At 66.0% G+C, this 23,563-nt stretch carries 19 protein-coding genes and 1 tRNA gene; 11 read left to right on the top strand and 9 right to left on the bottom strand.

The features are described 5' to 3' along the window. Positions 1–24: 24 nt before the first annotated feature. Entirely contained in the window at positions 25–2,118 is a 2,094-nt protein-coding gene (locus AC1KAT_RS00660; RefSeq protein WP_480321737.1) for a carboxylesterase/lipase family protein, read from the top strand. 104 nt (positions 2,119–2,222) lie between these two features. Here the strand turns inward: AC1KAT_RS00660 and AC1KAT_RS00665 are convergent, their stop codons facing one another. From AC1KAT_RS00665 to rimP, 7 genes are all read right to left on the bottom strand, one after another. Then, the gene (locus tag AC1KAT_RS00665) at positions 2,223–4,601 is read right to left on the bottom strand and encodes an ATP-binding protein (RefSeq protein WP_480321739.1); all 2,379 of its coding nucleotides are present in this window, start codon (positions 4,599–4,601) and stop codon (positions 2,223–2,225) included. A gap of 329 nt (positions 4,602–4,930) precedes the next feature. After that, positions 4,931–6,760, bottom strand: a complete 1,830-nt coding sequence (typA, locus tag AC1KAT_RS00670) for a translational GTPase TypA (RefSeq protein ID WP_480321741.1) — start codon at positions 6,758–6,760, stop codon at positions 4,931–4,933. After that, a complete protein-coding gene (gene truB, locus AC1KAT_RS00675) occupies positions 6,757–7,734 on the bottom strand; it encodes a tRNA pseudouridine(55) synthase TruB (protein WP_480321743.1) in 978 nt (325 codons plus the stop codon). Before truB ends, typA begins: the two co-directional genes overlap by 4 nt. A 118-nt stretch (positions 7,735–7,852) precedes the next feature. Then, on the bottom strand, positions 7,853–8,218 hold the full coding sequence (rbfA, locus tag AC1KAT_RS00680; protein WP_480321745.1) for a 30S ribosome-binding factor RbfA: 366 nt from the start codon (positions 8,216–8,218) through the stop codon (positions 7,853–7,855). Positions 8,219–8,306: 88 nt separating this feature from the next. Further along, a complete protein-coding gene (gene infB / locus AC1KAT_RS00685; protein WP_480321747.1) occupies positions 8,307–11,159 on the bottom strand; it encodes a translation initiation factor IF-2 in 2,853 nt (950 codons plus the stop codon). A 70-nt stretch (positions 11,160–11,229) separates the two neighbouring features. Then, positions 11,230–12,708: a transcription termination factor NusA gene (nusA, locus tag AC1KAT_RS00690; protein WP_480321748.1), complete on the bottom strand. Its 1,479-nt coding sequence runs from the start codon at positions 12,706–12,708 to the stop codon at positions 11,230–11,232. Next, on the bottom strand, positions 12,705–13,247 hold the full coding sequence (gene rimP, locus AC1KAT_RS00695) for a ribosome maturation factor RimP (protein ID WP_480321750.1): 543 nt from the start codon (positions 13,245–13,247) through the stop codon (positions 12,705–12,707). The genes nusA and rimP overlap by 4 nt, the downstream gene beginning before the upstream one ends. 276 nt (positions 13,248–13,523) lie before the next feature. On the opposite strand from rimP, the gene fabI reads away from it, so the two are divergent. After that, positions 13,524–14,318 (top strand): enoyl-ACP reductase FabI, encoded by a 795-nt coding sequence (fabI, locus tag AC1KAT_RS00700; RefSeq protein WP_480321752.1) that lies wholly within the window; start codon positions 13,524–13,526, stop codon positions 14,316–14,318. 69 nt (positions 14,319–14,387) lie between these two features. Here the strand turns inward: fabI and glk are convergent, their stop codons facing one another. Both glk and AC1KAT_RS00710 read right to left on the bottom strand, forming a co-directional pair. Further along, positions 14,388–15,362, bottom strand: coding sequence for a glucokinase (gene glk, locus AC1KAT_RS00705; protein WP_480321754.1), 975 nt, complete (start codon positions 15,360–15,362; stop codon positions 14,388–14,390). Positions 15,363–15,376: 14 nt separating this feature from the next. Continuing rightward, a complete protein-coding gene (locus AC1KAT_RS00710; protein ID WP_480321756.1) occupies positions 15,377–17,641 on the bottom strand; it encodes an Orn/Lys/Arg family decarboxylase in 2,265 nt (754 codons plus the stop codon). A 94-nt stretch (positions 17,642–17,735) separates the two neighbouring features. On the opposite strand from AC1KAT_RS00710, the gene AC1KAT_RS00715 reads away from it, so the two are divergent. The 9 genes from AC1KAT_RS00715 (at position 17,736) to AC1KAT_RS00755 (ending at position 23,472) form a co-directional block, all read left to right on the top strand. After that, a complete protein-coding gene (locus AC1KAT_RS00715) occupies positions 17,736–18,179 on the top strand; it encodes an NfeD family protein (protein WP_480321758.1) in 444 nt (147 codons plus the stop codon). Positions 18,180–18,232: 53 nt separating this feature from the next. Continuing rightward, positions 18,233–19,144: an SPFH domain-containing protein gene (locus tag AC1KAT_RS00720; RefSeq protein ID WP_480321760.1), complete on the top strand. Its 912-nt coding sequence runs from the start codon at positions 18,233–18,235 to the stop codon at positions 19,142–19,144. 2 nt (positions 19,145–19,146) lie between these two features. Continuing rightward, on the top strand, positions 19,147–19,515 hold the full coding sequence (locus tag AC1KAT_RS00725; protein WP_480321762.1) for a DUF2237 domain-containing protein: 369 nt from the start codon (positions 19,147–19,149) through the stop codon (positions 19,513–19,515). Between the two features lie 14 nt (positions 19,516–19,529). After that, positions 19,530–19,620, top strand: a tRNA-Ser gene (locus tag AC1KAT_RS00730). A gap of 176 nt (positions 19,621–19,796) precedes the next feature. Continuing rightward, positions 19,797–21,023, top strand: coding sequence for a tyrosine-type recombinase/integrase (locus tag AC1KAT_RS00735; RefSeq protein WP_480321764.1), 1,227 nt, complete (start codon positions 19,797–19,799; stop codon positions 21,021–21,023). Continuing rightward, entirely contained in the window at positions 21,023–21,286 is a 264-nt protein-coding gene (locus tag AC1KAT_RS00740) for a hypothetical protein (protein WP_480321766.1), read from the top strand. The genes AC1KAT_RS00735 and AC1KAT_RS00740 overlap by 1 nt, the downstream gene beginning before the upstream one ends. A 347-nt stretch (positions 21,287–21,633) precedes the next feature. Next, a complete protein-coding gene (locus AC1KAT_RS00745; RefSeq protein WP_480321768.1) occupies positions 21,634–21,825 on the top strand; it encodes a hypothetical protein in 192 nt (63 codons plus the stop codon). A 166-nt stretch (positions 21,826–21,991) separates the two neighbouring features. Beyond that, positions 21,992–22,633, top strand: a complete 642-nt coding sequence (locus AC1KAT_RS00750) for a hypothetical protein (RefSeq protein WP_480321770.1) — start codon at positions 21,992–21,994, stop codon at positions 22,631–22,633. Then, positions 22,630–23,472, top strand: coding sequence for a hypothetical protein (locus tag AC1KAT_RS00755; protein ID WP_480321772.1), 843 nt, complete (start codon positions 22,630–22,632; stop codon positions 23,470–23,472). The genes AC1KAT_RS00750 and AC1KAT_RS00755 overlap by 4 nt, the downstream gene beginning before the upstream one ends. Positions 23,473–23,563 lie beyond the last annotated feature (91 nt).

Below are 23,563 nucleotides of genomic sequence, written 5' to 3' on the forward strand. Positions count from 1 at the left end.
ACGCACACAACGAGGAGATTCAACATGTTCATCGACAAGCACAAACCCCAGGCCCACGAACGGTCACAAGCGCGGGCCCGCCCCGGCCTGCTGGCCACCGCGCTCGCGGCGCTCCTGTCCCTGGCCGCCTGCGGCTCGGGTGACGACGACACCGTCTCGGCCATGCAGACCGGCGTCTTCGTGGACAGCCCCGTCGCCGGGCTCGACTACGTCGGCACGACCACCGCCGCCAGCACCACCAATGCCGCCGGGCAGTTCAACTACGCGGTCGGCGAGACGATCACCTTCTCGATCGGCAGCCTGGTGCTGGGTTCGTCCACCGGCGCGGCGGTGCTCACGCCGCTGAGCGTGACGGCGAATGCAGCGTCGGCCGCAGACCAGCGCGTCAACAACAAGCTGATCCTGCTGCAAACGCTCGACGCCGATGGCGACCTGAACAACGGCATCCAGATCACCCCGGCCATCCGCGACCTCGTCTCGGCGCAGGCCGCGTCGGTCAATTTCGACCAGACGACAGCGAGCTTCCGCACCAGCCTCACGCCGCTGGTGACCGCCTTGAACACCGCAAACGTGTTCAGCGACACCGACCCGCGCGCGCGCGCAGTGAAAACCGCCACCGCCGCGCTGGAACACTTCGCACGTTCGACCAGCCCGCGTCACGTGGTCACCACCACCGGCGGCGCGCTCAGCGGCTTCGAGGCCAATGCGAGCACCTGGCAGTTCCTGGGGGTGCCCTACGCCCGGCCGCCGCTGGGCGACCTGCGCTGGCGCCCGCCGGTGGCCCCGCAGCCCTGGAGCGGCGTGCGCCATGCGGTCGCGTGGTCAGACCAGTCGGCGCAAGACTTCCGCATGGAGGCCAGCGGCGAAGGCGGCATGAGCGAAGACTCGCTCTACCTCAACATCACCGCACCCAAGAACGCCAGCAACCTGCCCGTGATGGTGTGGTTCCACGGTGGGTCGTTCGCCATCCTCACCGCCAACTCCAAGCAGTACAACAACGCCAACGGCCTGACCGGCAAAGACGTGGTGCTGGTCACCGTCAACCACCGCCTGGGCATCTTCGGCTACATGGCGCACCCGCTGCTCACCCAGGAGGCAGAGGCCGAAGCAGACCCCGAACGCCGCTACCGCGGCTCGGGCAACTACGGGCAGATGGACCTGGTGATGGCGCTCAAATGGGTGCGCGACAACATCGCGCAGTTCGGTGGCAACCCGGGCAACGTCACCCTCTTCGGCCAATCGGGCGGGGGCGGCAAGACCTTCTCGCTGATGAACTCGCCCCAGGCGCAAGGCCTCTTCCACAAGGCCATCGTGCAAAGCGGCGCCAGCGCGGCCGTGCCCCTGAGCGCCACCACGCCCGAGGCCCGCGCCGCCGCGCGCACGGCCTCGCTCAACACCGGGCACGCCATCGGCACGGCCGTTTTCACCCGCACCGGCGTGACCACGCTCGCCCAGGCCCGCGCCCTGCCGTGGACGGCCTTCGTGCAGGCCGACCTCAACAACAGCATCCCGCGCGAAACCTACCGGCCCAACGCCGACAACTACTACCTGCCCAAGACCTACGCTGAGAACCTGGTCGATGGCCTGCCGAGCAACGTGCCGATGATGGTGGGTGTGACCAACGGCGACTACACCACGCTGCGCAGCGCCCTGCCCACCTTCCTGACCCAGTTCGCGCCGGCCTACCCATCGAACAAGTTCGTCTACAAGTTCAGCCGCGTGCCCGTGGGCTGGGACGCCATGGGCCTGCGCAGCTGCCACGGTTGCGAGTTGCCGTACCTGTTCAACTTTCCGATGGGCATGACGAACAACTTCGCCTTCAACCTCGTGCTGCTGCCGAACGGCAATCCGCCTGTCATCGGCGACCTCAACGCGAACGGTCGCACCGGGTCCGAAGGCGACATGGCCGACGTCTACGCCTCGATGCAGTGGGGCGCCGGCGACGTAGCCACCGTGGACACCACCATGACCCTGTGGACCAACTTCGCCAAGACCGGCAACCCCAGCCTCACCGGGCAAGCCTGGACGCCCTACACCACGGCCAACGACGCCTACCTCGAAGTCGACCAGGCCGGGACGACGACCCTGCGCACGGGGGTGGCCGCCGCCATGCAGTAAGGGCGAAAGCGACGCTTGTCGCATCGAGAGAAAACGGGGCCCGGCTGGGCCCCGTTTTTCTTAGAGGGAGGCGCCGCCCCAAGGGGCGCGAAAGCCCTGAGGTCTCAAGCCTCGACGGGCAGGTTCAGACAGAAGGTGGACCCCACCCCCGGCTCGCTGCGCACCGTGAGCGAGCCGCCCATGCCCTGCGCCAAGCGACGGGCCAGTCCCAGGCCCATGCCGGTGCCGCTGTACGACTTGGTGTGGCCAGTGCTCAACTGCACAAACGGCATGAAGATGCGTTCGAGGTCGCCCTCGGCGATGCCGATGCCGTGGTCTTCCACCTCGACCGCCCAGCGGGTGTCGGGCAGCGCGAGCGCGCGCACGGCCACCCGTCCGCCGGGGCGCGAGAACTTCACCGCGTTGTCGACCAGTTGCACGAGCAGTTGGCGCAGGCGCAGCGGGTCCACCCGCACCTGCCCCAGTCCGGGTGCGCACTCGGTCGTGACGAGCACTTCGGACGCCTCGGCCTGCGGCCGCAGCAGGGCCACCACCTCGGCCAGCGCCTCGGGCACGTCCACCACGGCCGGCTCGAAGCGCATCTTGCCGGCTTCGACCTGCGCGAAGTCCAGCTGCGTCTGGATCAAGGCCAGCAGGTGCTCGCCGCTGCTGGTGATCTGCTCGGCGTAGCGGGCCAGCTGGGCCGGGTCGCCGCTGCCCAAGGACATCACCAGCAAGTCGGCAAACCCGAGGATGCCGTTGAGCGGCGTGCGCAGCTCGTGCGACATGTTGGCCAGAAACTCATCCTTGACGCGGTTGGTTTCGCGCAGGTGGTCGTTCTGCGCTTTCAGCTCGACCTCGCGCAGGCGGGCCGCCTCGGCGTTCTTCTTTTCCGAGATGTCCGCCAGCATCAGCAAGACCTCGTCCGCGTCGCCCGCCAGGGGGGCGGCGCCCACATCCATCCACACGTGCGAGCCGTCCTTGCGACGCACGCGCAGTTCGGTGCGGTAGGCCCGACCCGACTTCAGCAGCGGCGCGCTCTCGTCGCCGATGCGGCGATGGGTCTCGTCGTCGGTGTAGAGCTGCCGCGTGGGCATGTCGATGAACTCCTGGACGCGGTAGCCGAGCAAGCGGCTCATGCCCCGGTTGGCCCACACGATGCGGCGGCGCTTCAGCTTGGCGATGCCGACCAGCTCGGTGTTGAGCATCAGTGCCTGGCTTTCGGCGAGTTGCCGGCTCTCTTGCCGTGCGGCGTGCAGCTGCGTGATGTCATGCATCACCGCGCTGCAGCCGGCCTCGTGCCCCTGCTCGTCGAAGACCGGACGGGCATTCACCAGCACGCGCCGGATCTGGCCCTGGCGCGACACAAGGTCGAACTCCAGCCCGTCGAGCAGCCCTTCGCGATCGGGCCGAGGAAAGCTGGCGTCGAACGTGGCCTTGCCGCCGCTGGTGAGAAAGTCGCGCGGGCCGAGCTTGCCGATGACTTCTTCGCGCGTGCAGCCCAGCCATTCAAGCTCGGTCGCGTTGATGTTGAGGTAGCGCCCTTGCGCGTCAAGCGCGTGGTAGCCGCAAGGCGCCGTCTCGTAGAGCGTTTGCGCGCGCACGTGCTCGGCGTGCTCGCGGCGCAAGGCTTTCAGCAACGCGAACGACGCCGAGGCGAACGCCGCCATGAAGACCAGCGTGAGGGCTGCGTAGGTGCGCCACTGCGACAGCACATCGTGCAGCGCGCTGCCCACGATCACATACAGCGGCCAGCCCTGCAGGCGTTGGTAGGCGTTGACGCGGTGGAGCCCGTCGCCCGGCGCGTCGGCACGAAACTGGCCCGCGAGGGGCTTGCTGCGCAGCTGTTGGACCAATTCGGGCGCGGGGCGTGGCGGCCGCGTTCCGGTGGGCATCGCCGGCTCGCGCGCCACCAGGCCGAGGTCGAGGCGCCGCACGCTGACCACGCTGGAGGCCCCGACACCGGTCTTGCGGATGAGGGCCTGCACACGTTCCAGCGGCACGATGGCACCCAGCAGTCCCTGGAAATCGCCCCGCGCCCCGCGCAGCGGGCGCACCAGCATCAACATCGGGCCGCCGTCGAGCCGGCTCTGCATCGGGCCGTACAACCGAGGTTCGCTCGAAGGCGATGCCCGCGCCTCGCGGAAGTAGTCGCGGTCGACCACGGTCAGCGCCCCGCAACGGTCGGTCACCGGCAGGCCGCACACCTGGTCGCCCCGGGCGTCGAACACGCCGATGGCCTGGATTTCGGGCACGCGCCGGGTGACGCCGTCCACCACCGTCCAGAGCCGCTCGCGCACGATGCCACCAGCCGCCAGCTGTGGTTCGAGCTGCTCGGCGACACCTTCGAGCGAAACGGCAACCTTGTCGAAGGTCTGAGAGAGCGTGCGTTCGAGCAGGCGGGCCGAGGCCACCGCCTGCAACTCGGCCTCGCGCACCGCCAGCGTCCACGAATGCCACAGCATCGCCGCGGCCAAGGCAGCCACCAATACGTTGAGCAGCATCAAGCCGCGCATGGCCAGTGACGCGCGAGGCCGAGTCGAGTCGCTGGACACAGCCGCCTCCCGCTGCCCATGGGTCTTGTCGTGGCATGAGGGCCCAGGGCGCAATGGGCCGGCACATGTGGACCCGGCCCACCCCCACCGAGTGCGAGAAATTCTAGGAGCCGCGGTCCCAGGAAGCACCCCCAACCCCGAAGCAATCAAGGCCGGAATTGCGCGCGGAATGATCCCCATCAAGCCAGGCAGGCCCCCAATGCAAACGGGGCCCGCAGGCCCCGTTCTTTGGCGCAGCCCTCAGGCCGCTGTGGTGGCAACGCCGGTGGCGCAGCCCATCACGCCGCTTCGCGCGATGCGCGCTTGCGGTCGTGCTCTTTGAGGTGGCGCTTGCGCAGGCGCACCGACTTCGGCGTGATCTCGACCAGTTCGTCGTCGTCGATGAACTCGACACCGTATTCGAGCGTCAGGTCGATCGGCGGCGTGATCTTGATCGCGTCTTCCTTGCCCGAGACGCGGAAGTTCGTGAGCTGCTTGGTGCGGGTGGCGTTGACCACGAGGTCGTTGTCGCGGCTGTGGATGCCGACGATCATGCCTTCGTACACCGGGTCGTTCGGCTTCACGAACATGCGGCCACGGTCGTCGAGCTTGCCCAGGGCGTAGGTGAAGATTTCACCGTCGTCCATCGAGATCAGCACGCCGTTCTTGCGGCCGCCGATCTCGCCCTTGTGCGGCTCGTAGCCGTCGAAGATGTTGCTGATGAGGCCCGAGCCGCGCGTGAGGTTCATGAACTCATTGCTGAAGCCGATCAGGCCACGCGCCGGAATGCGGTACTCAAGGCGCACGCGGCCCCGGCCGTCCGGCTCCATGTTGACCATTTCGCCCTTGCGCTCGCCCAGCGCCTGCATCACGCCGCCCTGGTGGGTTTCTTCGACGTCGGCGGTCACGAGTTCGATCGGCTCGCACTTCTCGCCGTTGATCTCGCGGAACACCACGCGCGGCTTGCTCACGGCCAGCTCGTAGCCTTCGCGGCGCATGTTTTCCAAGAGGATGGTCAGGTGCAGTTCGCCACGGCCCGACACTTCGAAGATGCCGTCTTCGTCGGTCTCTTTGACGCGCAGGGCGACGTTGTGTTGCAGCTCTTTCTGCAGGCGGTCCCAGATCTGGCGGCTGGTGACGTACTTGCCTTCGCGGCCGGCCAGCGGGCTGGTGTTCACGCAGAAGTTCATCGTCAGCGTGGGCTCGTCCACCTTCAGCATCGGCAGCGGGGCCGGCGCGGTGGGGCTGGTCACGGTGACGCCGATGCCGATGTCTTCAATGCCGTTGATCAACACGATGTCGCCCGGGCCGGCTTCGGTGACCTGCACGCGGTCGAGGCCCTGGAAGGTCAGCACCTGGTTGATGCGGCCCTTGATGGCCTTGCCCTCGGGCCCTTCCATCACCAGCACGTCCATCGACGGCTTGATCGTGCCTTGGCTGATGCGGCCCACGCCGATGCGGCCGACGAAGGTCGAGAAGTCGAGCGCCGAGATCTGCAGTTGCAGCGAGGCGGCCGGGTCGCCGCTGTTCGGCGGCACGTGCTTCAGGATGGTGTTGAACAGGGCCGACATGTCGGGGCCCCATTGCTCACCGGGCTTGCCCTCTTCGAGCGAGGTCCAGCCGTTGATGCCCGAGGCGTAGACCACCGGGAAGTCGAGCTGCTCGTCGGTCGCGCCGAGCTTGTCGAACAGGTCGAAGGCGGCGTTGATGACGGCGTCGGGCTTGGCGCCCGGCTTGTCCACCTTGTTGACGACGACGATGGGCTTCAGGCCCAGGGCCAGCGCCTTCTTGGTCACGAAGCGCGTCTGCGGCATCGGGCCTTCCTGCGCGTCGATCAGCAGCACCACGCCGTCGACCATCGACAGCGCGCGCTCGACTTCACCGCCGAAGTCCGCGTGGCCCGGGGTGTCAACGATGTTGATGTGCGTGCCTTCCCAGCTGACCGCGCAGTTCTTGGCCAGGATGGTGATGCCGCGCTCGCGTTCGATGGCGTTGTTGTCCATCACCGTGTCGACGACCTTCTCGTGGTCGGCGAAGGTGCCGGACTGGCGCAGCAGCTGGTCCACCATGGTGGTCTTGCCATGGTCAACGTGGGCAATGATGGCAATGTTGCGGATCTGTCGGGTCATGTGGTGCTCTCTTGCACAGGGGCGGGGTTGAGGAGGCCCTGCACCTCCAGCGGACTCAGGAGCCGCGTTGAAATCAATTCACCGGCGGCGATGTGGCCGCTGCCGAGGAAGGCTTGGGGTTGGGGTCCGTAGACGCGCACGCGCTCGGCACCGCGCATGCGCTCGACGTCGGCCGGCGGCAGGCGGCGGCGCATGCCGCTCAAGAAGCGGCCCGCATCCTCGTCGTTCAGACGCACCACGGGGCAGTCGACGATCAAGGTGTCGGTCGGTTGCAGCAGCGCGTCACGCGCGGGTTCGTCGAGCGCAGCCAGTTGCTCCAGCGTCACGGCACCATCGAGCGTCAGCGGGCCGCTGCCGGTGCGGCGCAACGCTGCCAGGTGCGCGCCACAGCCCAGCGCCTCGCCGATGTCTTCGGCCAGGGTGCGAACATAGGTGCCTTTGCTGCACTGCACGTCGATCACAAGCAGGTCATGCTGCCAGTCGATGATGTCGATGCGGTGAATCGTCACCGTGCGCGCCTCGCGCTCGACCTCGACGCCTTGGCGGGCGTATTCGTACAGCGCCTTGCCGTCGCGCTTGAGCGCCGAATGCATCGGCGGCACCTGGTGAATGACGCCGGTGAAGCGCGCGCAGGCGGCTTCGACCTGCTCGCGTGTCACGTTCACCTCGCGGCGTTGCGACACCTCGCCCTCGGCATCGGCCGTGGTGGTGGTCTCGCCCAGTTTCAGCGTCGCGGTGTAGCGCTTGTCGGCGTCCAGGCTGACCTGAGAAAACTTCGTCGCCGCGCCGAAGCACAGCGGCAGCAGCCCGGTGGCCAGCGGGTCCAGCGTTCCCGTGTGCCCGGCCTTCTCGGCACGGTACAGGCGCTTGGCCTTCTGCAACGCGTCGTTGCTCGACAGGCCCAGCGGCTTGTCGAGCAACAACACGCCATGGACCGGGCGCTTGCGGATGCGGGGACGAGCGGCGGTTTGCATCGGTCTTTTCACCGCCAAGACGCCAAGAGCGCCAAGGTAGCCAAGAAAGCCAGGTATTCCTTTGCGTTCTTGGCGCCCTTGGCGTCTTGGCGGTAGATCTCTTGGCACAACGCAGCCATCACTCGTCCTTCGCTCGCGTCGAGTTGGCTTGCTGAATGAGCGCGCTCAGTTCAGCCGCCCGTTCGATGGTCCGGTCGAACACGAAGTGCAGCGTGGGCACGGTGTGGATCTGCAAGCGCTTGAAGAGGCCGTTGCGGATGAAACCCGCCGCTTCGTTCAGCGCGGCCGTGGTCGGCTCGACCTCGCCCACCAGCAGCGAGAAGAACACCTTCGCGTGCGCGTAGTCGGGCGTCACCTCGACGGCATTGATGGTCACCATGCCGATGCGCGGGTCCTTCAGCTCACGGATCAGGTCGGCCAGATCGCGCTGGATCTGGTCGGCCACGCGGTAGCTGCGGTTGGGGATGGATCGTTTGTGTCGCATGGTGATGGACTCCTGGGTGGGCCTCCAAGTGACAAGCCCCGCCATCTTTTGGATGGCGGGGCTTGGTCGGAAGGGATCAAGTACCGCCTTACAGCGTTCGAGCCACTTCCTTCACCTCGAAGAATTCCAACTGATCGCCCTCGGCGATGTCGTTGTAGTTCTTCAGTTTGATACCGCACTCGAAGCCGGCCGCGACTTCGCGCACGTCGTCTTTCAGGCGGCGCACCGATTCGACTTCGCCCGTGTAGATGACCACGTTCTCTCGCAGCAGGCGGAAGCGTGCACCGCGGCGCACCAGGCCCGAGGTGACCATCGAACCGGCGACCGTGCCGATCTTCGAAGCGACGAACACCGTGCGGATCTCGGCCGTGCCGAGCGCCTCTTCGCGCTGCTCGGGGGCCAGCATGCCGGTCATCGCAGCCTTCACGTCATCGACGGCGTCGTAGATGATGTTGTAGTAGCGGATGTCCACGCCGTTGTTCTCGGCCAGCTTGCGCGCGCCGGCATCGGCCCGCGTGTTGAAGCCGATGATGACGGCCTTCGAGGCGATCGCCAGGTTGACGTCCGACTCGCTGATGCCACCGACCGCGCCGTGCACGACCTGCACCTTGACTTCGCTGGTCGAGAGCTTCAGCAGCGACTGCGTCAGCGCTTCCTGCGAACCCTGCACGTCGGCCTTGATGATGAGCCCCAGCGTCTGCGCCTGGCCTTCGCCCATGTTCTCGAACATGTTCTCGAGCTTGGCGGCCTGCTGCTTGGCCAGCTTCACGTCGCGGTACTTGCCTTGGCGGAAGGTCGCGATTTCACGGGCACGGCGCTCGTCCGACAGCACGATGAACTCGTCACCGGCTTGGGGCACTTCGGTCAGGCCCTGGATCTCGACCGGCAGCGACGGGCCGGCTTCGGTCGTCGGCTTGCCGTTTTCGTCGAGCATGGCGCGTACACGGCCATAGCTCGAACCGGCCAGCACCACGTCGCCACGCTTGAGCGTGCCCGACTGCACCAGCACGGTCGCCACCGGGCCGCGGCCCTTGTCGAGCTGCGCTTCGATCACGAGGCCCTTGGCCATCGAATCGACCGAGGCCTTCAGTTCGAGCACTTCGGCCTGCAACAGCACCTGTTCAAGCAGGTCATCGATCCCAAGGCCGGTCTTGGCCGACACCGGCACGAACGGCGAATCGCCACCGAATTCTTCCGGCACGACCTGCTCGGCCACCAGTTCGCTCTTCAGGCGCTCGAGGTTGGCTTCGGGCTTGTCCACCTTGTTCATCGCGACGACGATGGGCACGCCCGCTGCCTTCGCATGGTGGATGGCTTCCTTCGTCTGCGGCATCACGCCGTCGTCGGCCGCCACCACGAGGATGACGATGTCGGTCGCCTTGGCACCACGTGCGCGCATCGCCGTGAAGGCCGCGTGACCCGGGGTGTCGAGGAAGGTGATCATGCCGCGCGGCGTGTCGACGTGGTACGCGCCGATGTGCTGCGTGATGCCACCCGCTTCACCGGCCGCCACACGGGCCCGGCGGATGTAGTCGAGCAACGAGGTCTTGCCATGGTCCACGTGACCCATGACTGTGACGACCGGTGCGCGCGGCAGCAGCTCGTGCGAGCCTTCCGCGTCCGGCGCTTCCTCGAGGAAGGCTTCCGGGTCGTCCAGCTTGGCCGCGAACGCCTTGTGGCCCATTTCCTCGACGAGGATCATGGCCGTCTCTTGGTCGAGCTGCTGGTTGATGGTGACCATCTGGCCCAGCTTCATCAACTGCTTGATGACCTCGGAGGCCTTCACCGACATCTTGTGGGCGAGATCGGCCACACTGATGGTTTCGGGCACGTGCACTTCCTGCACCTGCTGTTCGACCGGCGCGACGAAGTTCGACGACTGGCCGTCGTTGCGGTCACCGCGGCGACCGCTGCGCGGGGCACGCCAGCCGGGTCGCGCCGCGCCCCCGGAATTGATGGTCTTGAGGCCGCGCTTCTTGGCGGCATCGTCGGCCCAGCTCGAAGACAGCTTCTCGGACTTGAGCGCCTTCTTGTCACCCGGCTTGGCCGCGCCAGCGGCAGCCGGGGCAGCACCCGGCGCACCGGCGGGCTTGTGAATCGTGCCTTTGATGCCTTCCTTGGCCGCGTCGGGCTTCGGGGCTTCTTCGGGCTTCTTGGCCGTCAGCACCTTCTTCGGCGCGTTCATCATCGCGCGGATGGCGGCGGCTTCGTCCTCGGCGGCCTTGCGGCGCTTGGCCAGGTCGGCGGCGCGCTGCTTCTCTTCATCGACCACATCGGCGGCCTTGATGACGCGCAGGGCGGGCTTGGGCGGCTCGGCCGGTGCAACCGGCGCAGCGACAGCGGGTGCGGCGGCTGCAGTTGCCGTGGCTTCGGCCGGCTTGCTTTGCTTCGCGGCCTCGGCCGCGGCGGCTGCAGCTTCAGCGGCGGCACGGGCGGCCTCTTCGGCGGCCTGGCGCTGGCGCGCTTCGGCGGCTTCGCGTTCGAGGCGTTCGGCCTCCTCGCGCTGGCGGCGCTTCTCGGCCAGTTCTTCTTCCTGGCGGCGCAGAAGTTCGGCCTGGGCATCGGCCTCGGCTTGGCGGCGCTGCAGTTCGGCCTCGTCGATCACCGGAGCGGCCGGTGCGTCAGGCGTCGCCGGCGCGTCGTCACGCTTGATGAAGGTGCGCTTCTTGCGCACTTCGACCTGGATGGTGCGGGCCTTGCCGCTGGCATCGGCCTGCTTGATCTCGCTGGTCGATTTGCGGGTCAGCGTGATCTTCTTGCGTTCACCCCCCGCCGTGCCATGCGACGTGCGCAGGTAGTCGAGCAGCCGCTCCTTGTCGGAATCGGTCAGGGCGTCGTCGGTCGATGCCTTGGCGACGCCAGCCGACTTGAGCTGCTCAAGCAGCGCCGCGGCAGAGCGGTTCAGCTCGGCGGCCAACTGGGCGACGGTGGTCACAGCCATTGTGAATATCCTTGCTTGCTACTACGTACTACGTGCGGTGCGGCGTGTGTGAACGAGGCGGTGCGGGAGGTCAGGTCGTGAACCAATGTTCACGTGCCTTCATGATCAAGGCCTTGGCCTTTTCGTCGTCCACGCCCGCGATTTCGGTCAGCTCATCGACGGCGAGGTCGGCAAGGTCGTCACGGGTGTGGATGCCAGCGTCGGCCAGCTTCGCAATCAGGTCGGTGTTCAGGCCGTCGAGGTCGCGCAGGTTCTGCGACACGTCTTCGACCTTTTCTTCCTGGGCGATTTCCATCGTCAGCAGCGCGTCCTTGGCACGGGTGCGCAGCTCGTTGACGGTGTCTTCGTCGAAGCCTTCGATGTCGAGCATTTCCTGCATCGGCACGTAAGCCACTTCTTCCAGGCTGCCGAAGCCTTCGGCGATCAGGATGTCGGCGACTTCCACATCGACGTCGAGCTTCTCGACGAACAGCTTGCGCAGCCCGTCGGTTTCTTCGGTCTGCTTGGCCTGCGATTCTTCGGCCGTCATGATGTTGATGCGCCAGCCGGTCATCTCGGAGGCGAGACGCACGTTCTGGCCGCCGCGGCCGATGGCGATGGCGAGGTTTTCCTCGTCCACCACCACGTCCATCGCATGGCGCTCTTCATCGACGACGATCGATTGCACGTTGGCCGGGGCCAGCGCGCCGATCACGAACTGGGCCGGGTCTTCGGACCACAGCACGATGTCCACGCGCTCGCCGGCCAACTCGTTGGTGACCGCATTCACACGCGAACCGCGAACGCCGACGCAGGTGCCGATGGGATCGACACGCTTGTCGTGCGAGACGACGGCGATCTTGGCGCGCGAACCCGCATCGCGGGCGCAGCTCTTGATTTCGAGCAGGCCTTGTTCGATCTCGGGCACTTCTTGCGCGAAGAGCTCGATCATGAAACCCGGTGCGCTGCGCGACAGCACGATCTGCGGGCCACGCAGGGTGGTATCTACTTCGAGGATGAACGCACGCACGCGGTCGCCGGTGCGCAGGTTTTCCTTCGGGATCATTTCGTTGCGGCGCAGCCGGCCTTCAACGCGGCCCGACTCGACGATGACGTCGCCCTTGTCGAGGCGCTTGACGGTGCCGACGAAGATCTTGTCGCCGCGCGACAAGAAGTCGGTCAGCAGCTGCTCGCGCTCGGCGTCGCGGATCTTCTGCAGGATGACCTGCTTGGCCGCCTGCGCACCGATGCGCCCGATGGTGACGGACTCGACCGGCTCTTCGATGTAATCATCGACCTCGATGTCGGAGATCTGCTCTTGCGCTTCGAACAGCAGGATTTCCGAGTCGGGCAGTTGCAGACCGGCTTCATTGGGCACGACGTGCCAGCGACGGAAGGTTTCGTAGTCGCCGCTTTCGCGGTCGATGGTCACGCGGATGTCCACCTCGCCGCCATGCAGCTTCTTGCTGGCCGAAGCCAGCGCCGATTCGACGGCGGCGAACACGACCTCACGGTCCACGCTCTTCTCGCGCGAGATGGCGTCCACCAGCATCAACAGTTCGCGGTTCATTGCTTACGATCTCCGTCAGTTTCCTCGGCCGTCGTGTCGGTGCCTGCCGTGGACTCGTCGGCAGGCTGGAAACGCCGACCTTTGAAATCCAAAACGGGCACCAAGCGGGCCTCTCTTACTTCTTCGAGCGAAAAATCCAGGGCCTGATCGACCTTGCCGTCGTTGAACACGACGCGCCAGCCTTCACCGACGGCTTCGAGCACGCCGCGGTATTTCTTGCGGCCCTGGAAGGGCATCTTCAAGGTCAACTCGATCTCTTGGCCTGAAAAGCGCGCATAGTCAGCCGCCTTCTTGAGCGGGCGGTCGAGGCCGGGGGACGACACTTCGAGCCGCTCATAGGCGCAACCCTCGACCTCAAGCACGTGCTGCAGCTGGCGGGTGACCTTCTCGCAGTCTTCGACCACGATGTACTCGCCCGCGGGGTCGTTGGGCAGGCGGTCGATGTAGACGCGCAGCAGGCCGTTGGCGCTGCGTTCGCAGTCCACCAAGTCGTAACCCAGACCGGTCACGGTGCGTTCAACGGCACTTTGCCAACTCATCGCCAAGTTATTCAGCCCTGTTCGTTTCAGTCGGCCCGAAAGCCGATCAAGCAAAAAAAATGGGCTGGAAGAATCCGCCCATTGCAGTTTTCTTGCGAAAGACGGGATTGTATCCGGGCGTTGGGCTAGTCACAAGTCCCAAAACTGTCAAGTGCGCGGGGACTCACCAAGACCCCACTCGCCCCATCCCCGTGCGCCCCCCGCTACCGCAGAGAAAAAGAAGGCCGAAGCTGCGTGCGAGAATCCCGCCCCGTTTCCTATTTCGGAGAGAAGAACATGGGTTTCCTCGCCGGCAAACGCCTGCTGATCACGGGCGTGCTGTCCAACCGATCCATCGCCTACGGCATCGCCCGGGCCTGCCACCGCGAAGGCGCCGAACTGGCGTTCAGCTACGTGGGTGAGCGCTTCCGCGACCGCGTCTCCGAATTCGCCGCCGAGTTCGGCTCGAAGCTGGTGTTCGATTGCGACGTGGGAGACGACGCGCAGATCAACGCGCTGTTCACGCAACTCGCCGAAGTCTGGCCGCAGTTCGACGGCTTCGTGCATTCGATCGGGTTCGCTCCGCGTGAAGCCATCGCCGGTGATTTTCTCGATGGCCTGTCGCGCGAGTCGTTCCGCATTGCACACGACATCTCGAGCTACAGCTTCCCGGCGCTGGCCAAGACCGCCCTGCCCTACCTGCGCCCCAACGCCGCGCTGTTGACGCTGACCTACCTCGGCGCCATGCGCATCGTGCCCAGCTACAACACCATGGGCCTGGCCAAGGCCTCGCTCGAAGCCAGCGTGCGTTACCTCGCCGGCAGCCTGGGTGCCAAGGGCATCCGCGTGAACGGCATCTCGGCCGGGCCGATCAAGACGCTGGCGGCCTCGGGCATCAAGGGCTTCGGCAAGATCCTCGACGTGGTCGAGCAGAACGCGCCGCTGCGCCGCAACGTCACCATCGACGACGTGGGCAACGTGGCGGCCTTCCTGCTGTCGGACCTCGCCGCCGGCGTCACGTCGGAGATCACCTACGTGGACGGCGGCTTCAGCCACGCCATGGCCGGTGGCGCCGAGGCGGCTGCGGGCTGACAGCCTCGGCACCTTCGCCCCCTGTGCAAACGGCTCGCTTCGGCGGGCCGTTTTGCTTTTTGGCGCGGGCTACGGGTCGAGCGCCCGCAGCGCGCCGCGCAGGGCCGGCGAAGTTGTCGCTTCGATGACCCACACCGGGATCGGCCCGAGGTACTCGCGGTAGCGCCCCTTGTCGGCGAAGCGCTCACGAAAGCGGGATGCGTCGATCGCCGCCCCCAGGCGCGGCACGATGCCACCGCCCAGGTAGACGCCTCCGCGCGCGCCCAGCGACAGCGCCAGGTTGCCCGCCACCGTGCCGAGCAGGCTGAAGAACACCGCCAGCGTGCGGCCGCAGGGGCTGTCGGCCTCGGCCACGCCGCGACCGGCGATGTCGGCGGCGCTGGGCTCACCGGGGTCGATGCCTTCCAGCTCGCAGATGGCTCGGTGCAGGTTCTGCAGGCCGGGGCCCGACAGCGCGCGCTCGGCCGAGGCGTGGCCGAAGCGCGCCCGCAGGCGCTCGATCACCTGGTCTTCGAAGGCATCGGCCCCGCCGAGCGTGACGTGGCCGCCCTCGCCGGCGATGGGCAGCCAGCGCTTGCCACCTGGCATGGGCAACAGGCCGGAAACACCGAGGCCGGTACCCGGCCCCAGCAAAGCGACCGCGGCGCCATCGGCGGGGCTCTTGCCGCCGACCTGCCGCAGCTCGTTCGCGGAGAGCGTCGGCAGCGAAAGCGCCAAAGCCGTGAAGTCGTTGATGACCACCAGGCGCTCCAGGCCCAGCCGCTGGCGCACGTCTTCGACTGAAAACGCCCAGTGGTGGTTGGTCATGCGCACCGCGTCACCCATCACCGGCGTGGCGATGCCGATGGCGCACCAGCGCGGCACCGCCTTGCCGTGCTCGGCCAGGTAGTGCCGCATCGCGTCCTCGATCGAGGCGTGGTCGGCGCAGGGGTAGGTCGCGTCGTCGCTGAGCGGCTCGCCCGGGCCGGCGGCCCAGGCAAAGCGGGCGTTGGTGCCGCCGATGTCGGCGACCCAGCGGGGCCAGGGGGCGGATGCCTCGCTCATCGGCGGCAACAGGCTCAGCGGTCCAGCGGCACGCAGTCCACGAAGTAGCTGTGGGTCTCGCGGTCGCCGTCGTCTTCGACCAGACCGTGCACGTCGGTGTCGAAGCCCGGGAACTTGGCGTTGAATTCGCGCGTGAACTTCAGGTAGTCGACGATCTTCTTGTTGAAGCGCTCACCCGGAATGAGCAGCGGGATGCCCGGCGGGTAAGGCGTCAGCAACGAGGTCGTGATGCGGCCTTCGAGGTCGTCGATGGCGACACGTTCGGTCTCGCGGTGGGCGATGCAGGCAAAGGCGTCGCTCGGCTTCATGGCAGGCTGCAGGTCCGACAGGTACATCTCGGTGGTGAGCCGCGCGATGTCGCCCTTGGCATAGGCCTCGTGGATGGCCTGACTCAGGTCGCGCAGGCCCATGCGCTCGTAGCGCGGGTGCGAGGCCACGAACTCGGGGAGGATGCGCCACAGCGGCGCGTTCTTGTCGTAGTCGTCCTTGAACTGCTGCAAGGCCGTGAGGAGGGTGTTCCAGCGGCCCTTGGTGATGCCGATGGTGAACATGATGAAGAACGAGTACAGCCCCGTCTTCTCGACCACCACGCCGTGCTCGGCCAGGTACTTGGTGACGATGCTCGCCGGAATGCCGGTCTTGGCGAACTTGCCCGCCACGTCGAGCCCCGGCGTGATGACGGTGCTCTTGATCGGGTCGAGCAGGTTGAAGCCCTCGGCCAAATTGCCGAAGCCGTGCCACTTCTCGTTGGCGTTGAGCATCCAGTCGTCGCGCGTGCCGATGCCGTCGGTCGAGAGCTTGTCCGGCCCCCAGACCTTGAACCACCAGTCCTTGCCGTACTCTTTGGCGACCTTGCGCATCGCGCGGCGGAAGTCGAGCGATTCGAGGATGCTCTCTTCGACCAGGGCCGTGCCGCCGGGCGCTTCCATCATGGCCGCGGCGATGTCGCACGAGGCGATGATCGCGTACTGCGGGCTGGTGGACGAGTGCATCAGGTAGGCCTCGTTGAAGAGGTGGCGGTCGAGCTTGCGGGTCTGCGAGTCCTGCACCAGCACTTGAGATGCCTGGCTCAGGCCGGCCAGCAGCTTGTGCGTCGATTGCGTGGCGAAGACGATCTGGTCTTTCGGGCGCGGCCGGCTGCGCCCCATGGCGTGGTAGTAGCCATAGAAGTCGTGGAAGGCCGCGTGCGGCAGCCAGGCTTCGTCGAAGTGCAGCGTGTCGATGTAGCCATCCAGCGAGTGCTTGATGGTCTCGGTGTTGTAGAGCACGCCGTCGTAGGTGCTCTGCGTGAGCGTCAAGATGCGCGGTTTGACCTTCTTGGCATCGACGCCCGACAGCAGCGGGTTGGCCGCGATCTTCTTGCGGATGGCCGCGGGCGAGAACTCGGACTCGGGGATCGGGCCGATGATCCCGTAGTGGTTCCGCGTCGGCCGCATGAACACCGGCACCGCGCCGGTCATGATGATCGCGTGCAGGATCGACTTGTGGCAGTTGCGGTCGACCACGACCACATCGCCCGGCGCCACGGCGTGGTGCCACACCATCTTGTTGCTGGTGCTGGTGCCGTTGGTGACAAAGAAGCAATGGTCGGCGTTGAAGATGCGCGCCGCGTTGCGCTCGCTCTCGTAGATGGGGCCGGTGTGGTCGAGCAACTGGCCGAGTTCATCGACGCTGTTGCACACGTCGGCACGCAGCATGTTTTCGCCGAAGAACTGGTGGAACATGCGCCCCACCGGGCTCTTCAAGAAGGCCACGCCGCCCGAGTGCCCCGGGCAGTGCCACGAGTACGAGCCGTCGTGCGCGTAATCGACCAGCGCGCGAAAGAACGGCGGCGCCAGCCCGTCCATGTACGACTTGGCCTCGCGGATGATGTGACGCGCCACGAACTCGGGCGTGTCTTCGAACATGTGGATGAAGCCGTGCAGCTCGCGCAGGATGTCGTTGGGCAAGTGCTGCGAGGTGCGCGTCTCGCCGTAAAGATAGATCGGGATCTCGGCGTTCTTGCGGCGGATCTCGTCGATGAACTTGCGCAGGTTCACGACGGCGGGCGACAGCCCCGGCCCCTGGATGAACTCTTCGTCGTCGATCGACAAGATGAACGCCGACGCACGGCTTTGCTGCTGAGCGAACTGCGACAGGTCACCGTAGCTCGTGGCACCGAGCACCTCGAAGCCCTCTTTTTCGATCGCCGCGGCAAGCGCGCGAATGCCCAGACCAGAGGTGTTCTCGGAGCGGAAGTCCTCGTCGATGATGACGATGGGAAAGCTAAAGCGCAGCATGGGCGTCGGCAGGGGCTGAACGAAGGAAGCGCGAGTGTAGGGCCAGCGAATGACCCTCTGTACACTGCCCCGCACCGTCTCGCAAGGAGTGCCCATGGATCCATCTCTGGCGACGTTCTGGTGGGTGGCCGCCGGGGTTGCCGTCGCGGCCGAGTTGGCCTCCGGCACCTTCTATCTCTTGATGATTGCCCTGGGCATGGCCGCTGCCGCACTCGCCGCGCACCTGGGCGCGAGCCCCACCGTGCAGGTCGCCGTGGCCGCCCTCGTGGGCGGCGGCGCCACCGGCCTGTGGCACTGGCGCCGCATGCGCCAGCCGCGGTCCGCCCCCGTGCGCGAGAACCGCGACGCCAACCTCGACATCGGCGAGCGCATCGTCGTCACCGCCTGGGACGACACCCGCACGGCGCGCGTCAGGTACCGCGGCTCGACTTGGTCGGCACGCCTGTCGCCCGGGGCGCCCGCCCAGCCCGGCGAGCACCGCGTGCAAGCCGTCGAAGGCAACTGGCTGGTGCTGTCCCCCGTCGCGCCGCTGGACTGAATCACCGGCCGTTCTCAACGCCACCCCTCACCCCCTGAAGGAGCCGACCCGCCATGGAAATCGCCCTCATTCTTTTCGTCATCGCCGCGATCTTCGTCGCGCGTGCCGTCAACATCGTGCCGCAACAAAACGCCTGGGTCGTCGAGCGGCTGGGCAAGTACGACCGCACGCTCACGCCGGGGCTCAAGTTCATCGTGCCTTTCTTCGAGCGCGTGGCCTACAAGCACTCGCTGAAAGAGGTGCCGCTCGACGTGCCGAGCCAGGTCTGCATCACCCGCGACAACACGCAGCTGCAGGTGGACGGGATCATCTACTTCCAGATCACCGACCCGATGCGCGCGAGCTATGGTTCGAGCAACTACGTGTTCGCCATCACGCAACTCGCGCAAACGCTGCTGCGCTCGGTGATCGGCAAGATGGAACTCGACAAGACCTTCGAAGAGCGCGACGCGATCAACGCCTCGGTGGTGAACGCGCTCGACGAAGCCGCCAGCAACTGGGGCGTGAAGGTGCTGCGCTACGAGATCAAGGACCTGACGCCACCGGCCGAAATCTTGCGGTCGATGCAGGCACAGATCACCGCCGAACGCGAGAAGCGTGCCCTCATCGCCGCCAGCGAAGGCCGCAAGCAAGAGCAGATCAACATCGCCACCGGTGAGCGCGAGGCTTTCATCGCGCGCTCCGAAGGCCAGCGCCAGGCCGAGATCAACCAGGCCCAGGGCGAGGCCTCAGCCATCGTCGCGGTGGCCGACGCCACGGCTGACGCCATCCGCAAGATCGCCGAAGCGATTCGACAGCCGGGCGGCATGGAAGCCGTCAACCTCAAGGTGGCCGAGAAGGCCGTCGATGCCTACGCCCAACTGGCCAAGACCAACAACACAATGATCGTGCCGGGCAACATGACCGAGGTGTCGGCACTCATCGGCACCGCCATGACCCTGCTCAAGTCACGCACCACGCCCTGACCATGGCCCGCAACGTTCTCGGCACCGAGCTTGTGCCCTGCTCTTACGACCCGCTGACCGGCTACTACCGCGACGGCTGTTGCCACACAGGCGACGACGACCCGGGCACGCATGTGATCTGCGCGAAGCTCACGGCCGACTTTCTCGCGTTCTCGCTCACACGCGGCAACAACCTGTCCACCCCACGCCCCGAATACCGCTTTCGCGGCCTGCAGCCCGGCGAGCGCTGGTGCCTGTGCGCACTGCGCTGGAAAGAAGCGCTCGATGCCGGTGTCGCGCCACCGGTGGTGCTCGAGTCCACCCACGTGAACGCGCTCGAGTTCGTGACGCTCGATGTGCTGCGTGCGCATGCCCTGCAGCGGGTACGCTAAACTCGCCGGCTTCCGGAGAGGTGGATGAGCGGTTTAAGTCGCACGCCTGGAAAGCGTGTGGGGGCTAATAACCCCCCGCGGGTTCGAATCCCGCCCTCTCCGCCAGTGATGCATTCGCAGAGGCCCGCCAAGGGTCGCAGCAAGCCCCGCAAACCCAGTGTTTCCGGGGCTTTTTGTTTGGTGTCGTTCGCTAGCGTTCGTTGACACCCGCACTTTTCCGGGGGCACATTTGGGGGACCGGGGCGAAAGATGCCCCCACTTAAGCCGGAAAGTCCCCCGCCATGCCCCTCACCGACACCGCGTGCAGGAACGCCAAGTTCATCCCAAGCGCGCAGAAGTTTCCCCGCTCCCGATATCCGGACAGCGGCGGCCTCTACCTTGAGGTGCAACCGAACGGCTCGAAGCACTGGCGCTGGAAGTACCGCTACGCTGGGAAGGAAAGGCGACTCGCGATAGGCAGCTACCCGGCTGTGTCTCTCGCTCAGGCCAGGCGCGACCGTGATGCTGCGCGTCTGCTGCTGCAGCAGGGCACCGACCCCATGCAGGTCAAGCACGACGCCAAGGCCGCGAAGCGCATCGCGCTGGGCAACACGTTCGAGGCCGTCGCCCGGCAGTGGTTCGAGCAGTGGAAGGGCACGAAGACCGACCGGCACGCCGAATACGTGATGCGCCGGCTTGAGGCCGACGTGTTCCCCGACCTAGGCCGCCGGCCGATCGCCGAGATCACGGCGCCGCAACTGCTGGCCATGGCGAAGAAGGTGGAGGCGCGCGGCGCGCTCGACATTGCCAAGCGCTCGCTGCAGACCTGCGGCCAGATCTTCCGCTTCGCCGTGGCCCACGGGGTCATCGAGCGCAACCCGGCCGCGGACGTGCGCCCGAGCGATGCACTCAAGCCGCGGCGCAAGGAGAACTATGCGCGGCTCGACGCGAAGGAACTGCCCGACCTGCTGCGCAAGATGGAGGGTTACGCCGGCTCGCCTTACACCCGGTTTGCCCTGAAGCTGATCGCCCTCACCTTCGTTCGCACCGGCGAGCTGATCGGCGCCCGCTGGGATGAAGTCGACCTCGACGCTGCCGAATGGCGCATCCCGCCCGAGCGCATGAAGATGCGGACGCCGCACATCGTGCCGCTCTCGACCCAGGCCGTCGACGTGCTGCGCAACCTGCATGAACTGCGCGGTCTCAGCGGCTTGTTGTTCCCCGGTGAGCGCGACCACGAACGCCCGATGTCGAACAACACGATGCTGAAGGCCATCGAGCGCATGGGCTACAAGCACCGCATGACGGGGCACGGCTTTCGGGGCATCGCATCGACCATCCTGCACGAACAGGGCTTCGAGCACATGCACATCGAACTGCAGCTTGCGCACCAGGAGCGCAACGCCGTAAGCGCGGCCTACAACTTCGCGACCTACGTCCCCCAGCGCCGCAAGATGATGCAGTGGTATGCCGATCACCTGGACGCCCTGCGCCAAGGCGCGAAGGTGGTTCCACTGAGGGCTGCTTGATGACGGACAAAGAGCGGGAGCTGGAGGATCGCCTTTGGCGCAACGAGGCCCAACTCGCAGGGCTTTTCGGCATCGTTCGGGCCATGTTCAAGGCGATGCCAGAGGCAGACCGCGCCAAGGCGGGTGAACTGCTGCACCTTGAACTTGAGAGCGTCAGCGCAAGCCTGTTGGCGGAAGACAGTAGGCATGCGGAAGCCGGCCTTCACGGACTTCAGATCCTGCGGGACACCTTCCTTGGTTCCGGTTCTCAAGGCGGCAAGTAGCTCGCGCTCCATGCGAGAAATGCCACGCTGGGATAGTTCGCCCATCGAACCAGCTACCTGCTCACACCATGAGTTGGGGGTTAGCTGGTCGGACGCGCAGACCAGCCACACGATCAACCTCGATCGCTCGATCTTGATCGAATCCGAGGCCTGTATTCGGTCGCATTGCATGCTGCGATCCGATGTCGTGACCGCACGAATTGGGAAAGTCGCACGGGACGATTCTTCTCGGCGGTCACACGCTGCCACCGCCGAAAACGCGTCAGCGTGTTTGATTTAGAGCAGCAGTCCGCGGGGCAACGTGGCAGGTGTTGACATCCTTGAATTTAGGAATACCATAATCACCCATGACGAAGCTAACAGGTCAAGGCGGGCCCGGTCGCGGGCAAGGCCGCAAGCCCCTTCCCGAGGGCGAAGCGATGGTCCCGGTGACGCTGAAGATGAAGCCCAAGCAGCGCGACAAGATGCAGCGGCTCGGCGGCGCGGCATGGGTGCGTGACCGCATCGACAAGGCGAAGGAGCCTGACCCGAACGAGTGACACGGCGCCTCAGCGCACTGAGGCAAAGCGGCCGAACCAAGGGCGGCAACCCGAGGAACGGCCTCACCACAACGCACCCACCCTGAAATGACGTGCACCATGGCTACCAACACTGTACCCAACGCCCCGCCCGACTACAGCGACTTCGTTGCACGGGAGGTGTCCCATGGCTGAATTCGAGCGCTCCGCATTCCTCGGGCGTGATCGCCTGTTCGCCGGCTCACTGCTCGTGCACGGGAGGGTCGGCCAACTGGGCAAAGCCGGCGATGAGCTACGCACCCTCGCAGCAGATGCCCGCCGAGAGTTCCGGGTGAACCTCATGGCTTCGAACAACGCTTCGCCCATGGTCACCAAAGACGACAAGGAAGAAGCTCTCGCACGCGGGCTTATCCTGGAAGCGATCTCCGAGCTGGATGCGCACGAGGCCATCGCCCGCATCCAATCGCGTTCGCGAGCGGCGAAAGGGAGTCGTCAGGCTGATCATGGATCAGCCACTCCGACGCCTGACGACGCCGAAGCGTTCACTCGTGCATGCTTCTCGCTCAACCCGCAGCAGCGCGACTTCCTGCGTGTGTGCCTGCGCCGCGAGTTGATGGGCCTGCGAGACATTGACGAGGAAGCGCCTCGCCTCGAGCGAGTCCGGGCGCATTTGCAGCTGCTCGATGAGGCCGACGAGAAGCTGTGTCAGCACGCCGACGACTTGCGCACCGATCGAGCGTTTCGGTCATTCCTCGCGCGCGCCGTTGACCAGCCGATCCCGCGGGCCCGTCGTCAGCGTAGGCGAACCAGCGATAGGAATGCTGGGTGAGCGAGCAGAAGAACAACGCGAAGCCTCAGCCGGTTTCGCCGTCGACGCCCTCAACAGCGGGGCATGCCCCCGCTGATTCCCCCTCCACGACCGAAGAAGGGCTGGGCCACCAGTCAATGTTCTTCGTGACGTACCCGCCATTTGGCGACCACATCATCGCGCCTGTGGTTTCCGCCGGAACGCAGGAATCGATGGACGGAACGACGGCTGAATGGGCCCCCATTACCTGGGGTGTCGAGCCTCAATATGCAGATGCCGTGCGGGCGATTGAGGTGCTGGCCGTACTCCACAACGACACCGGCAACCGCATCTATGCGTTGCAGGCGTTTATGCATGCCACGCACGCAAAGCTCTACCCGCCCTTGTGGGTCTTGGAGGTGATCCAAGACGGGCTAATTCGGGCACAGGCGCACGATTGGAAACTGGGGGGAGCCTTCGGCTTGACATCCCAGGGCCAAGGCAAAGGGAATCGTCGTCAGCCACAAGACGAGATCGCGATGCAGAGCCGCAACCACGCCATCTGCCTGATGGTGTTCAAGCTTGAAGGGGCTGGGCTCACGCGTGGCGAAGCGTGCAAAGCTCTCTCAGAGCTGCTGACCAGGTTGCCCGACGGCGGTCACCTCTTCGTCCCCGGATCGTCCCATCAGCTCACACGCCTTGTGATTGGGCGCAAGGGGCTGTTGGAGGCTGTATCAGGCTGGGAAGACGAGTTCACCATCGAGCGCGACGCGACAGCCACTGCCGCCAAATCTTGGACGCATGAAGAGAAGCGCGCGATGCTGCGCTTGTTCTTCCCCTCTGAACTCCCCGCTCGGACGCGCAAGCAGTTCGGCTTCTAGCCGCTGGAACTGAAAACGCCTTTTCACTTCCACATGAGATGACCTGACCCCTTGAGCATTCGTCCATGTGCAGCGCGATTCACGCGATGCA

This window comes from Piscinibacter sp. PDB5-1, assembly GCF_056676035.1.

What these genes read in the sequence shown, in the direction of transcription:
- infB (WP_480321747.1), bottom strand. Translation starts at nt 11,159, where the DNA reads ATGGCTGTGACCACCGTCGCCCAGTTGGCCGCCGAGCTGAACCGCTCT.
- AC1KAT_RS00745 (WP_480321768.1), top strand. Translation starts at nt 21,634, where the DNA reads ATGACGAAGCTAACAGGTCAAGGCGGGCCCGGTCGCGGGCAAGGCCGC.
- AC1KAT_RS00740 (WP_480321766.1), top strand. Translation starts at nt 21,023, where the DNA reads ATGACGGACAAAGAGCGGGAGCTGGAGGATCGCCTTTGGCGCAACGAG.
- typA (WP_480321741.1), bottom strand. Translation starts at nt 6,760, where the DNA reads ATGACCCGACAGATCCGCAACATTGCCATCATTGCCCACGTTGACCAT.
- AC1KAT_RS00715 (WP_480321758.1), top strand. Translation starts at nt 17,736, where the DNA reads ATGGATCCATCTCTGGCGACGTTCTGGTGGGTGGCCGCCGGGGTTGCC.
- nusA (WP_480321748.1), bottom strand. Translation starts at nt 12,708, where the DNA reads ATGAACCGCGAACTGTTGATGCTGGTGGACGCCATCTCGCGCGAGAAG.
- fabI (WP_480321752.1), top strand. Translation starts at nt 13,524, where the DNA reads ATGGGTTTCCTCGCCGGCAAACGCCTGCTGATCACGGGCGTGCTGTCC.
- truB (WP_480321743.1), bottom strand. Translation starts at nt 7,734, where the DNA reads ATGCAAACCGCCGCTCGTCCCCGCATCCGCAAGCGCCCGGTCCATGGC.
- rbfA (WP_480321745.1), bottom strand. Translation starts at nt 8,218, where the DNA reads ATGCGACACAAACGATCCATCCCCAACCGCAGCTACCGCGTGGCCGAC.
- AC1KAT_RS00660 (WP_480321737.1), top strand. Translation starts at nt 25, where the DNA reads ATGTTCATCGACAAGCACAAACCCCAGGCCCACGAACGGTCACAAGCG.
- AC1KAT_RS00750 (WP_480321770.1), top strand. Translation starts at nt 21,992, where the DNA reads ATGGCTGAATTCGAGCGCTCCGCATTCCTCGGGCGTGATCGCCTGTTC.
- glk (WP_480321754.1), bottom strand. Translation starts at nt 15,362, where the DNA reads ATGAGCGAGGCATCCGCCCCCTGGCCCCGCTGGGTCGCCGACATCGGC.
- AC1KAT_RS00735 (WP_480321764.1), top strand. Translation starts at nt 19,797, where the DNA reads ATGCCCCTCACCGACACCGCGTGCAGGAACGCCAAGTTCATCCCAAGC.
- AC1KAT_RS00665 (WP_480321739.1), bottom strand. Translation starts at nt 4,601, where the DNA reads ATGCTGCTCAACGTATTGGTGGCTGCCTTGGCCGCGGCGATGCTGTGG.
- AC1KAT_RS00710 (WP_480321756.1), bottom strand. Translation starts at nt 17,641, where the DNA reads ATGCTGCGCTTTAGCTTTCCCATCGTCATCATCGACGAGGACTTCCGC.
- rimP (WP_480321750.1), bottom strand. Translation starts at nt 13,247, where the DNA reads ATGAGTTGGCAAAGTGCCGTTGAACGCACCGTGACCGGTCTGGGTTAC.
- AC1KAT_RS00720 (WP_480321760.1), top strand. Translation starts at nt 18,233, where the DNA reads ATGGAAATCGCCCTCATTCTTTTCGTCATCGCCGCGATCTTCGTCGCG.
- AC1KAT_RS00725 (WP_480321762.1), top strand. Translation starts at nt 19,147, where the DNA reads ATGGCCCGCAACGTTCTCGGCACCGAGCTTGTGCCCTGCTCTTACGAC.